This window comes from Coprococcus sp. AF38-1 (assembly GCF_003603945.1).
Classification (GTDB): Bacteria; Bacillota; Clostridia; order Lachnospirales; family Lachnospiraceae; genus Coprococcus; species Coprococcus aceti.
This window is the reverse complement of the sequence record NZ_QVGO01000004.1, coordinates 1-13,653: the sequence shown is the minus strand read 5'-3', so window position 1 is coordinate 13,653 and position 13,653 is coordinate 1. Positions and strand designations below refer to the sequence as shown.

Below are 13,653 nucleotides of genomic sequence, written 5' to 3'. Positions count from 1 at the left end.
CAGCCCTGCCGAAGGCAGCTTTAAATGGCTGATGTTCCATACCGGAGGAGAAGAAGAGGAAGAAGTTTTTTGAGGATCTGTGGGGATAGAGCAGAAGTCGGCCTTTGGGGACGGAGAATCAAGAGTGTATGTCTTCTAGAGACTAACGAATATGATAATGGCAGGTAAAATGATATGAAGAAACACGATATAGTTGAAGGTGTGATAGATACATATGAGTTCCCGAACAAGGGCAGCTTCCATATGGATGACAGAAAAGTAACAGTTAAGGGTGCGATAAAAGGCCAGAAAGTGAGCTGCCGCATAACGAAGCTGAAGAAGGGCAAGGCTGACGGAAGACTCCTTGAGGTTCTTGAGAAGTCTGAGCTTGAGGATGCTTCGCCGGTATGTTCGCATTTTGGTATGTGTGGTGGCTGCAGTTACCAGACGCTCAGCTACGAGAACCAGCTCAAGGTGAAGGAGGAGCTTGTCAAAGGTCTCCTTGACGGTGTGATAGATAGTGGGGCGCATCATTATGAGTGGCAGGGGATACTTGCTTCACCTGTGACAAAGGGATACAGAAATAAGATGGAGTTCTCATTTGGCGATGAGTATAAGGATGGTCCGCTGGCACTGGGACTTCACAAGAAGAACAGCACGTACGACATCGTACAGATGGATGACTGTTATATAGTGAATGATGATCTGAACAAGATAGTGAAATATACTGTCCAGTTCTGCAAGGAGGCGGGACTCCCATATTACAAAAAGATGCAGCATGAGGGCCTTCTGCGCCATTTGGTTATAAGACGTTCTGCTACCAATGGCGATCTGCTGGTGAATCTGGTGACGACTACCCAGAATCTGGAGGCTCTCGATCTTGACGCATATGTGAAGGGTCTGCTGGAACTGCCACTTGAGGGCAAAATTGCAGGAATCCTCCACACGGAGAATGATTCCATGGCGGATGCGGTCATCAGCGACAGGACAAATCTGCTCTACGGAACAGAGTATATATACGAGACGGTGCTTGGACTTCAATTCAAGATATCACCGTTCTCATTCTTCCAGACAAATACCAAGAGTGCGGAGAGACTTTATGACAAAGCTCGCTCTTATGTGGGCGACACAAAGGATGCTGTAATATTCGACCTCTACAGCGGAACCGGAACCATAGCCCAGCTTCTTGCGCCTGTCGCAAAGAAGGTCATCGGTGTGGAGATCGTTGAGGAAGCCGTGGAGGCTGCCCGTGTGAATGCCGGGCTCAACGGCCTTGACAACTGTGAGTTCATCGCGGGGGATGTTCTTAAGGTCATAGATGACATAGAGGAGAAGCCGGATTTCATAGTTCTTGATCCACCTCGTGACGGAATCAACCCAAAGGCTCTGACAAAGATCATTAACTATGGCGTGAATGAGCTTGTGTACATAAGCTGCAAGCCTACATCACTTGCCAGGGATCTGGTGACTCTGCAGGAGAACGGATATTTCGTGACTAAGGCATGCGCTGTCGATCAATTTCCGGGCACTGTTCACGTAGAAACAATAGTTGCACTACATCGGACCGATATGTAAAAATCCTTGATTTTAGGCACTTTGAGAGGTTTTTCAGTTTCAGAAAAATAGGTGAAAATCACAAAGAAAAGAGCCTTGTGAAGAAAGTAACCGTTGTTGTTGCGTTAGACCTCGGGACGGGGAACACAAAGAATCTTGAATATGAATATGAAAATGAATAGAGAACTATCAGATCATTGATAGATTATAAGGCAGAAGAACCTTCTGAGGAAGAATTAGCTCAGATTGAGAAATTTAAGAAGAATTGCTGGATCTAGTGATAAGAAAAAGGGAGGCGCTTTATTTGGTAAAGAAAAAAGATGAGATAACCATCCGCTCCAGCGCAGCGGAATACCTGACCTATGTTGCCTCTGTAGGTGATCAGCAGGACAGCATAGAAATGCGCTATGAGGATGAAAATATATGGCTGACACAGAAGATGATGGCCACATTGTATGATGTTGGTTTACCGACGATAAATGAACATATTAAAAAAATATACGCGGATAGTGAATTGGAAGAGGCCGCAACTATTCGGAATTTCCGAATAGTTCAAACCGAAGGTTCTCGTCAGGTCACACGCGATACCAAGCACTATAACCTCCAAATGATCATTGCTGTAGGCTTCAAGGTCAATTCCGAGCGCGCGGTACAGTTCCGTAAATGGGTAAATCAGATTGCAAAAGATTACACCATCAAAGGTTGGGTGATGGATGATGAGCGGCTGAAACGCGGAACGTATCTGACGGAGAAGTATTTCGATGAGCAGTTAGAGCGCATCCGTGAGATCCGTGCCAGCGAAAGAAAGTTCTATCAGAAGATCACCGACCTGTATGCGACAGCCATTGACTATGACAAAAATTCTGCAACGACGAGAAGATTCTACGCGACCGTTCAGAATAAGATGCATTACGCAGTTCATGGACATACGGCAGCTGAGCTGATCGTGGAAAGAGCTGATCATACAAAAGAGCATATGGGATTAACTACTTGGGCAGATGCACCGGAAGGAAAGATCAGGAAGAGCGATGTTACGGTTGCGAAGAATTATCTGAGCCAGGATGAAATGAAGCAGCTGAATCGTATGGTGACGGCATATCTGGATTTTGCTGAAAACATGACTTTACGCCATATCCCGCTTACGATGCAGGATTGGGAAAAGAGACTCAACAGCTTTATTGAAATGTTTGACTATGGTATTTTACAGGACGCAGGTAAGGTGTCCGCAGAAATTGAAAAGCTTCATGCTGAGACAGAATTTGAAAAATACCGTGTCATCCAGGATAGATTGTTCATGTCTGATTTTGATAAGTATATGCTGGAATTAGAAGAAAGCGCAAAGAAATAAGGATCTGATTCCAGGTCGAGACAGTGGCAGAGAGCAGCAATGTAAAATCGGCTTGCATTATATAGGTAGTAAAGGACTTATACCGATTTGTTCCCATAGACTGGGGTGGTCAAGGCCGTGATATGAATGTCAATTTTGCCACAGATTGCATCTGTTTGCATCTGTGAATGCACGATATCAGAGGTGTGGACCTGTTTCCTTTTTGACAGGATATGTTTCCACGAACGGGCACAAAACCTGACATCAATCAGAAGGCATCGTGCCATGTAGAGACGGTAGTTCTTCTGTCCCAACGGAAAGCGGAGTATGTGCTGAAAGAGCATGGGTTAAAGGTCTCTAATCTGTATATTTCACAGGTAAAAAGAAAATGTGGAATAGAGGTTGGAGAGAACTATAATTTACCGAAGTCGGAGGATAGCAGACAGCCTCAATGTCCGGCGGAGAAGGAAAAGGCGATCAAGGATGCATAAAATGTACCGGACAGAAGGTTTGACGTGGTTTCCGGAAGAGATGCCAAATAGGAAAGAATATGAAGATGGGTGATATTAAAAAATTTATTCCTATAGGATGGCTTGGTTATTCTGGTGGATACGTTCTCTATGACGTGAGTAGTCATAATATTTTTCTGGAAAATATGGATATAGATGGAGAAGTGGAAGATAAGCCAATTGCCAATTCTCTAAAAGAACTTATTAACAATATGAATGTCAATCCGAATATTCGGGAAAAGGAGGAAAACAAATGCTGCTTATAGGATCCAGGATTCAGGAGTACCGGAAGAAAGCCGGGCTGAATCAGGAGGAATTTGCGGAAAAGATGGGAGTCAGCAGACAGGCTGTGTCCAAGTGGGAGAGGGATAAGGCGTATCCTGATCTGGACAGGCTTGTGTGTATATGTGAGATTCTGGATGTACAGGTTGGAGAACTTATATATGGAAAGGGTGAGGAGCCGGAGGCGCCGGAAGAGGTGTCCGGGGATGGGACTTCAGCGAATAATGCTGTCCATCTGAAGAATCTCAGGGGAAAAGGCAGGCTTGCCAGATTGAAAATATTATTTTGCGTGATGGCAGCCATATGCGTTTTCTGTGTAATTGTGGTGGCGGTGCTGTTTGTGAGGAACGAGTGGACCAGCCATTCAGATAAGAACGGAAATGTGCGCGTGGAGAAGGTGTATCAGCAGTATACAAAAGCTGATCTGGCATATTTGGATGACAATGGCCGAAAGATCATGGATACTGCGTGGCTTGATGTACCGGGGGTACGAGATGGAGATTACATACAGTTGTACACAGGGGCGGACGGTAATGGACTGTTTCTGAATTACAAGGCATCAACCATAGTTGCCGCATCATTTGTCATGCTGGTGTTTATTATTCTTCTGACCCTCATTGGGCTTGAGATAAGAAGGATGAAGAAAGAAGATACACTTCAGATCATACTTGAGGATAAGACAGCCGATGAAAAAATGTAAAAAAATTGTCTGCGCGATCGTTATAGCATGCATACTGGCGGGAGCTGCATTTGTCGCTCTTGAATTTATGGGCGTTATTGATCTGAACAGCGCGCAGAAGACGGAAGAAAAAAGTGAAACTGAACAGGATGGAAATAAAATAGCTGACGATGAGACAGAGCCTTGGCATATAGTGTTCAAGGGATATGCCTTCTCTGTGAATCCGGTAGGACAGGCAATCATACATGAGAGTGGCTGCCTTAATATAAGAAGCTGTGATGATTATCTGATACAGATCGATGTGGAGGATAAGACGATTGCGGACTTCTGGGACAACAGAGAGCAGCGCAAGAAAAATATTGAGGACGCAGGTTATGTGATGGAGCTGGAGCCTGAGAAGTTCGAGATACAGGGGAAGGAATATATCAGATACATAGCGAGTTTTGCAAATGAACGAGGTGCGAAGTTCGACAGATCATATTTCTATCAGCTTATATGTGATGCCGGGGAAGGTCAGCGTTTCTTTACTTCGATAAGATTTGATGAGATAGATATAGATGCGCTGAGCGGGTCGGAGAGAGCTGAGGTATATGAGAAGGCTGCCGATGAAGCTGTGGCTATTGTTGCGGGGGCCGTTCCCACAGATGAGACAAATGATATGACAGGCGCATACTGGCAGGAGGACGAAGCTATGGAGACGGGAGTAGTGGACAGTGTCGTGAATGGAGATACTACCGTGTCATATGAAATCCCTGAAAATTACAGCCTTCAGAATGAGGATTTGTCAGGTAAGACATACTATTCAGACGGTGATAAGATCACGGTTGTGACTTCGATCGTACCGTATAGTTGGATGACAGCATCTGATATGGCAGACAGAAAGACCGGGGCCGGAATATCAAAGGTAACAGAGGAAGGTCAGTGTGAGGTAAATGGTGTGACATTTTATTACTACACATATTCGACCTTATATATAAAGGACGGCAAGAGAAATATCACATACTATTTTAATGCATATGCTGATCTGAAGGATGGGAACATATATACAGTCAGCGGATTTGCCGATGATAATCCGGATGCCATGGACAGAGACACTTATTATAGTTTCATGAACATTACGGAGAAATAAGCACTATAGATTACAAAAAAGTGACGAAAATCCCTATAATTCCGGTTTGCTACCCATAGTTGCCCCGTTGCAACCGATTACGGCTTGATAAAATATAGTGACATTCTTAATAATAAAGCCACTAGGTTTTAAGGAGGATTATTATATGAGGAACAAGAAAATGCTGATTGCAGGACTTATCACGGTGGTGATGGGAATTTCTATAGTTGGATGTGGAAATGATGGCAAATCCACCAGAGAGACGGAGTCAACAGAGCAGGTAACCGAAACGGAAATGGCAACGGAGGAGGAATCTGAGGCTGAGGATACAGGTGATACTGAATCTGATGATTCATATGCAGATGAAACCGATTACAGTGAGGAATCCACAGAATTTACGATGCCTGTATATGAGGATTTCACATTGGCATCGGGACTCAGCGAGAATTACGCAGATCTTGACAATAGGTCATTTGTATATAATGGAAAGAAATTCACTTTAGGTGAGTCCACCTTGAAGGATCTTATAGACGGTGGAATACCATTTGAGCAGAATTCTCTCAATAACAGTGGCAACAATGTAAATAAAAATTACGAAACTGACAGATACACAGCAGAAATCAATGACTACGTAACGATGCAGTTTATGTTTGGCAACTTTACTGACAGTGAGCAGAAGGCGGAGGATTGCGTTCTCTCATATGTAAGGTATTCACACCTTTTTGTGCCAAACCCGGATTATGATGCCAGCATGAATGCAGAGATCAGTGAGATGATGCTTGACGGTGCAAAGCAGGTGAACTTCTCATTCCCTACAACTATCACCAAGGATCAGTTGCTTGAAAAGTGCAGCGAGAATGCAGAAGTAGATGGCAAGATAGTCAAGTACAGTGTAGATTCTGAGGTTTATATGGGAAGCAGCGGCTATACATTTGAGTTTGACGATACAACAGGACAGCTCAAAGAGGTCAGAATAAGCTGGCTTCCGTAACTAAAAAGTAATCAGAATAAGAGCCAGAAGAAAAGCCGGATATCTCTATAAAATAGGGATACCCGGCTTTTGTAAACCAAATGTATGCTGTGGACAGCAGAATGAAATCCAAAGGTATTCTCAGTAATTTCTCTCTACTTACATATTATGCAGAAATGTGTGATATGGATAAAACACATATCTCACCTTACTAATAAAATATGACAAAAAAGTACATTAAGTGGTACTTGGAGTTGACAATTCCCCGATTCACAATTACTATAAACCCTGTGATTTCATAGTGAAAATCTGCTCGGATGCCGTCCTGAAAAGCATCCGATCAGGGGGAAATTCGGTGAGATTCCGGTGCAACCGCCATTACTGTGTTAAGACTTGTGTCTTTCAGTCAGAATGCCCGCAGATTTTATGAGATTTCCGGCCGCGTGACGGCGTCTGACAGACACAGACAGCCGGGATATGCGGAGTACCCGGATGCGGATGACACGACAGTTCATCTGTTAGCTTTTGGGCGTGGGAAAAGCAGAATACATATTCCCTGCTTTATAACCTACAATTAAATAAAGAAAGGAAAATAGGAGATGAAACGAATCAGGACATTGATGCTTTCATTCTTATTGGCATGCGCAGTTTTAGTGGCACCATTTGCTTCAAATGCAAGCTGGGGCTATGTTCAGGCTGCCGCCGCAGAGAGTGATGGCGAAGTTGATTACAGCACTGAGTACGTTGTGCTGTCTCTTGAGGGATTTACTCTTGGTCAGGGCTTCTATATCGAGCCGGAGAGAATGTCCTACAAAGAGATCGGTGAAGTCTGGAAAGAGGAAGGCATAGACATCGACCTGTCTAAGCTTACCGTATCACAGGCTACTTACGCGTTTTTCAAGAAAGAGGGACTTGAAACAGAACCTTCAGGAACAGACAAATACAATAGTTCCGATTATTATCTTGCCAACATAAAGGGCATTGATAAGGGAGCTGCAAATGTTCCACAGGAGCTTAAGGATGCTTATCAGAAGAAGAATGGAAAGGCACTTGAGCTTAAGGACAAGACAGGAAAAGATCTTGGCCAGTTTGATTATTTCAGCATGTCTGGCTGGATGAACACAGTTGACAATATACTGGGAAATGTCGGCGCAGGAGAATATCAGGTAGATTCTGCAGCCGGAGTAGACAATACACACGTTATCCGTTGGCAGTTCACGCTCGCAGATTATGGCGCAGATCTGGGATATGGCTACAATCCGGATAAGAATACATTTGACTCTGAGTATGCATACTATGAGACTCAGGACAAGACAGAGCTCTATGTGCTCTATGCAGAGCATGCAGATGAGATAGCTAAGGACGAGGCTCTACGTGAAGAGGTTCAGGCGGTCATGACAGATCTCACTGCAACTGCAGATGAGGTTCAGGCAGTTGAGAAGAAGATCAGGGGCGACAAGAGAAATACAGTATCTGTAACCATGAATTATTCTGCTCCTTACATGACTCTGGCTGATTCAGAGGGCAATGAGATTGAAGTTGGAGAGCCTGATGGCAGCAAGTATACCCTTGAGCTTGAGCCGGGTACATACCGTCTGTCAGCATATCAGAAGAGCGGTGACGAGAAGACAGATATGGGATCTATAGATCTCGTAGTCACAGACGATCCACAGCAGTCATACAGCATATACAGCATCACAGATATAGCATGTACAGGTTATGACACTGTAGATGGCAACAAAAAATATTGGAAGGAAGACGTTGACTATACCGTCACAGGTAAGGTTATGTCTCCTGACAATGTGGACAGACATGCAGAGTTTGTAAAGACCAGGGAGGGGTCAGATGACGCCTGGGCAAAGTATGCAGGACTGTTCTACTATGCTGATATGGTGTCAGTGACATATGATCCGGTTGGAGATAGAGCAGATGACTATATCTCTAAGACTGTGTCAAACACACTTACATCCAACAGAAGCTACGGTTATTCAGTAGCTCTTGCAGCGGCAAAGACAGTAGAGTTCACAGTTCCAGAGGGAACTGAGCTCAGAGTTGGTACACTTTCAACATACTATATATATAAGGATGAGGCTGGCATCAAGACAGACAGCAAGGATGCCGGATATGACACATACAAGTATAAGCTTGGAAGTGGTATCACATATTACTACCGTGTAACTGGTGGAGAGGGAGTGACATACTGGAACTGGTTCTCCACAACCACAGATGCTGAGTACAAGGTAACAGCCGAGGATATGTACATCGGCGACAGCACATATGGCCCTGGCACAGTTGTACATGACATGTCAGCCAACAGCTCAGATGTCGCAGATATCTACATGACATCCAATGAGAAGGGCTATGTGTCAATGCAGAAGGGTGAGACATACAGCCTTGAGTGCTTCCGTAACTGGCAGGCTATAGAGGGAATCATGAATGCCAAGTCAGCAGAGCCTGATTACCACTATACAGTCATTGATGAGAATGGAAACGTATCTGATGATGTCATCAGCGTAGTTCCGGGAGATCACTCAGAGGTTGCTGAGATCCAGGCGAAATCAGAGGGTACAGCGATACTTCTCGTAACCTATGACGCCGAGATCAACAAGCCTGGTATGGGCGGTTCATTCTTCAGTGCGATTTGGCCTGAGAACACAGGTGTAGTCGTATTCACTGTAGGAAATGACGGCTCAGACATTCAGACAAATATGACATTAAATGCAGGACGCAACACAGAGACTGCTAAGACTGCTGTAGACAATCTGGATGCACAGATCGATGTTCTGTATTATCTTGAGGGAGCAGCCGGTGCAGAGTACACATTTACACCGGAGGATGGAGTGGCAGTATCAGTTCTTCATCCACAGATCACGGGAAACAAGCTTACATACAGTGGATTTACAACAGCAGATGTCAAGAAGAATGATGATGGAAGCTACACTGTAAGCGGTCTCACAGAGGGATCAAACATAATAAAGGTGACAAAGGACGGAGTTAGCACATATCAGGTAGTACGTGCAAAGGAAGTCCCGGTATCATACACATATAAGAACGCTGATGGTGACGAGATCTCAGCAGATGAACTCAGAGCCGGTGATACCATAGAGGTTTCATATGGTAAGCGTACAGAGGATGGCAAGAAGGCATACGATGGTCTGTATATTCCGGCCAACAAGCTTGCAGGAATTTACAACATGGCCGGAACTATAAAACTGTCAGATGGTGAAGGAAATGAATTCTCAGGAGCAAGCAACCAGTATGCATTTGCATCATATCCTGCTGCCCAGACAGTTACAGTCAAGATACCTCAGTATTTTGCAGGTGACGAGTACACGCTGAGCGGAGTTCTGTATGAGGGCGGATTTGGTTCGCCATACGGTTCACACAGAGAGGTCCGCCATGCAACAGGAAAGCCTGTACAGATGGCAGCAAGCGTACGTGTGGCATACCTTGGAAGTCTCCCGGATATGTCATTTAAGCTGGCAAAGACAGACTTTGTCCAGGTAAAGCTTGATGTAGTGGATGGTGCTACAAACGAAGCAGTAGAAGGATATAAGGTAAGCATAAAGGATACTGAAGGAAATGCCGTAACAGTAAATGACGGCAGCTTCAATGGCCTTGCAGGCAGACAGTACAATTACACTATGAAGTGTGCCGGATACATGTATGCCGAGGGAACATTTGAGATCCCGGAGGATACTTCCGGCGAGATGTCACAGACCATCAGCCTCACAGCGTCAAGTGCAACTGCTTGGGATGGCGAGAGCAAGACCGAGCCCGAACAGGTTGACGGAGTATACCAGATCAGCACAGGTGCAGAGCTGTACTGGTTTGAAAATGAGGTAAATGTCAATAAGAAGGTCGACATAAATGCAGTGCTCACAGCGGATATCAACCTTGCAGGATATAGCTGGACACCAATAGGTACATCGGGTGCCATATACATGGGTTTATTTGACGGCCAGGGACATACTATCAGCAATCTGTATCAGAATGATATAGGCTACTCAGGAATATTTGGACAGGCGGGTGCAAGGATCAGCGGCCTCACAGTAGAGGGAACTATCATCATGAGCACCAAGACTGCAGCAGGAGCGGTTGTGGGATACCTGTATCAGGGAACCACAGATGCACCGGCAAGAGTAGCAGGTTGTACATCTAAAGTAAATATCACTTACACAGGCACAAATACATCAGCTTCGATAGGTGGTCTGGTAGGATACTGTAACACGAACAAAATAAGCAACACAGTGATTGAGAACTGTGTAAATCATGGAACTATTAAGGCAGAAAACGGTGGTACCGTCGGCGGAATCATAGGATCTATGAGCAGCCGAAATATCTGCGTACAGAATTCGACAAACTATGGTGACATCACAGCCAAGACAAATGTTGGTGGAATACTCGGAAGCCACAATGAATACTATCCACAGGATCCTGGATGCAAGATCATTTCATGCTACAATGCAGGAACGATCACAGGCCAGACAAATGCAGGCGGTATTGCAGGTGTTTTCAAGGGTAATACGTCAAATGACGCAGGCGTGGAGATCACAGACTGCTACAGCGCAGGAACTGTAAATGGCAGTGACGCAGCCACAACAGGCGTATTTGCAGGTTATTCAGAGGATCTGACAATATCAGGATCTGCATATTCATGCACAGCCGCAGCAGATGAGAGCATCACAGAGAATCAGGCTTCATATGTATCGGCTGCTAATATAGAGGCAGTCAAGAAGCTCACAGTTGACACAGTTACCAAGATCAATGACGGAGAGGCCATCTTGAACGTGGCACCTGCAGCAGAGATCATGGCAAATGTTCCTCTGACAGCAGAAGATGGAGAATTTGTAGAGACATACAAGAAGGTAAGAACTGTAATTGACGGAGTTACTATCTTCAACATAGGTGTATATGACTACACAGCAAGTGCAGCCGGAATAAATGGTGCATCAAAGGATGGAGTTATCCTTAAGAACACAAAGGTTGAGGCAGCTTCCGCGGTTGACGCTGTAAAGCGTGCACTGGATAATGCCGGAATAGCCTACGATATTCAGGAGTCAGCTTATGGCCCATATATCGTATCTGTAAACGGACTTGCATCAGTTGCTGACTACTCAATGTCAGGATGGATGCTGTCATACAACGGAGACGACTTTGACAACGGTGGGCTTGGTTCACTGGCTGCAAAGGATAACGACACTATCGAGCTTCACTATGAGCTCACAGGAGCAGATGTAGCAGCATCATTCTCAGGACTTCCTACATTTGAGTCCATGACAATAGATGGAACAGAGATAACATTTACCACAGAGACAGAATACGATGAGAATTGGAATTCTACCTACACATACAAGGCAAATGGAGAGGTTCTGAATGGAACAGGAACAAAGGCTGATCCATTTGAGGTCGGTGTTGTATTGCCGGAGAGCGCAGATCTTGTAAAGCTTGACATGACATACAAGACAACTGCGGATGGCCATTATGTTGTGGTTGACGGACTTTCAGCCAAGATCAACCTGACAAATGATGTTGTGTGCAGGATCACATCAAGAGGTGGAAGAACTGCATGGTACAAGATCATGGCAGTGACAGCACTCACTGAGGACAATACAAAGCTTGAGATAGCAGACGCAGAGTACACTGGAGAGGAGCTCACACCGGAAGTTACCGTATATGTAAATGACAAGAAGCTTGATCCAAGCAGCTATGAGGTTACATACAGTGATAACGTAAATGCCGGAAAGGGTACTTGTACGGTAAAGGGAACTGGTAAGTTCTCTGGTACAATTCAGGGCGAGTTCGAGATAAAGAAGTCTACAAAGACGATAACTACAGAAAAGACTGAGATCGAGGTTCTTGAAAATGCAGAGCCATTTGATCTCAAGGTTACAGGACAGGGTACACTTACATTTGCATCATCTGCACCAGAGGTGGCAGAGGTAGATCCTGAGACAGGACGTGTGACAGTCAAGGCTGTCGGTGAGACTGAGATCACAGTTTCATCTGAGGGAACAGAGAACTACGAGGCTGGACAGATCGTTATCAAGATAACAGTCAAGGAGGTTCCTGTAGAGCCAGAGGAGCCGGATACAAAGGTTACACTCACAAAGGACAACACAGTTATAGAAGTTGCAGATGTGACATATACAGGCAAGGCACAGAAGCCTGAGGTTACAGTAACAGTTGACGGTAAGAAACTTGAGGTGGCTGATTATACAGCATCGTATGCAAATAACGTGAACGCCGGAACAGCCAAGGTAACTATAACAGGTAAGAACGATTATACAGGCAGTGTTGAGCAGACCTTCAAGATCAATAAGGCAGACCAGACAGTGACAGGCAACACATTATATGTATACAACAGATATATAACCGTTAAGGCTGCCGGTAAGGGAACTGTAACTTACTCATCAACAAACAAGAATATTGCGATAGTGAACAGCAAGTCAGGTCTTGTGAGAACCAAGAAGCCGGGCAGAGTACAGATAAAGATCACTGTCTCAGGCAACGGCAATTACAACAAGGCAAGCGGAATCGTAACTCTGATAGTTACCCCTGCAAAGTCATCAATAACAAAGCTTGCACCAAACAGCAGCAGAAGTCTTAAGGTGACCTACAAGAAGGTAAGCGGTGCTACCGGATATCAGATAACATATGCTACAAACAAGAACTTTAAGTCTGCAAAGACAAAGTATGTGAGCGCAAAGTATGGCAGTGCAACTATCAAGAATCTAGCAAAGAACAAGAGATACTATGTGAGAGTAAGAGCTTACAAGACAATAAATGGCAAGAGATACATGGGACTTGGCAGCTCAGTGAAGTCTGTCAAAGTAAAATAATTCTCAGACCATAGAAACGCAGAGATGATCCGGAGGAAAGAGGTATGGAGAACAAGAGAGCTGGCTATACACGTGAAGAATGTTGTCAGATGCTTCTGGACGCATATATTTCACTTGGAAGATATCCGAAAAAGTCAGACTTTACACCGGAGCAGGTTGGCTGGATAAAATCCTACCTTGGGCCATGGCCGAGAGCCCTTGAGGCCTGTGGCATTCTTCCTGACCGGTCTGCGGAGCGGGCTGAGGCAAAGAAGCATAAGCGCATAGCTTCCAAGAGGAAGATGACCCAGTACAAGCTTGCGAAGCAGAACGGGAAAACTGAATAAAAAATTTTAAACCACAGGTTTACTTTGATATGTACCCTCTTTACTGGACAACCAGTAAGGAGGGTATTTTTATGCGT

Annotated in this window: 8 protein-coding genes, 1 pseudogene and 1 riboswitch; all 9 genes and pseudogenes read left to right on the top strand. The window is 44.8% G+C overall.

What is annotated here, in order from left to right; genetic code table 11:
* The first annotated feature begins 174 nt into the window (after positions 1–174).
* On the top strand, positions 175–1,554 hold the full coding sequence (gene rlmD, locus DW025_RS06475; RefSeq protein ID WP_119999238.1) for a 23S rRNA (uracil(1939)-C(5))-methyltransferase RlmD: 1,380 nt from the start codon (positions 175–177) through the stop codon (positions 1,552–1,554).
* Between the two features lie 283 nt (positions 1,555–1,837).
* Positions 1,838–2,881, top strand: a complete 1,044-nt coding sequence (locus tag DW025_RS06465; protein ID WP_119999235.1) for a virulence RhuM family protein — start codon at positions 1,838–1,840, stop codon at positions 2,879–2,881.
* Positions 2,882–3,144: 263 nt separating this feature from the next.
* A pseudogene (locus tag DW025_RS06460) lies at positions 3,145–3,351 on the top strand (23S rRNA (uracil-5-)-methyltransferase RumA); the annotation flags it as partial.
* 59 nt (positions 3,352–3,410) lie between these two features.
* A complete protein-coding gene (locus DW025_RS06455) occupies positions 3,411–3,635 on the top strand; it encodes a hypothetical protein (protein WP_119999233.1) in 225 nt (74 codons plus the stop codon).
* Positions 3,623–4,351, top strand: a complete 729-nt coding sequence (locus DW025_RS06450) for a helix-turn-helix domain-containing protein (protein ID WP_119999231.1) — start codon at positions 3,623–3,625, stop codon at positions 4,349–4,351. The genes DW025_RS06455 and DW025_RS06450 overlap by 13 nt, the downstream gene beginning before the upstream one ends.
* Positions 4,338–5,459 carry a hypothetical protein gene (locus DW025_RS06445; RefSeq protein WP_119999229.1) on the top strand — a complete coding sequence of 374 codons (1,122 nt, stop codon included), beginning with the start codon at positions 4,338–4,340 and terminating at the stop codon, positions 5,457–5,459. The genes DW025_RS06450 and DW025_RS06445 overlap by 14 nt, the downstream gene beginning before the upstream one ends.
* A 145-nt stretch (positions 5,460–5,604) precedes the next feature.
* The gene (locus DW025_RS06440; protein ID WP_119999227.1) at positions 5,605–6,429 is read left to right on the top strand and encodes a hypothetical protein; all 825 of its coding nucleotides are present in this window, start codon (positions 5,605–5,607) and stop codon (positions 6,427–6,429) included.
* A 273-nt stretch (positions 6,430–6,702) separates the two neighbouring features.
* A riboswitch (cobalamin riboswitch) is annotated at positions 6,703–6,845 on the top strand.
* Positions 6,846–7,007: 162 nt separating this feature from the next.
* Positions 7,008–13,250, top strand: a complete 6,243-nt coding sequence (locus tag DW025_RS06435) for a DUF4430 domain-containing protein (protein ID WP_243104920.1) — start codon at positions 7,008–7,010, stop codon at positions 13,248–13,250.
* 44 nt (positions 13,251–13,294) lie between these two features.
* Positions 13,295–13,576, top strand: coding sequence for a homing endonuclease associated repeat-containing protein (locus tag DW025_RS06430; protein WP_055271920.1), 282 nt, complete (start codon positions 13,295–13,297; stop codon positions 13,574–13,576).
* Positions 13,577–13,653: the final 77 nt, after the last annotated feature.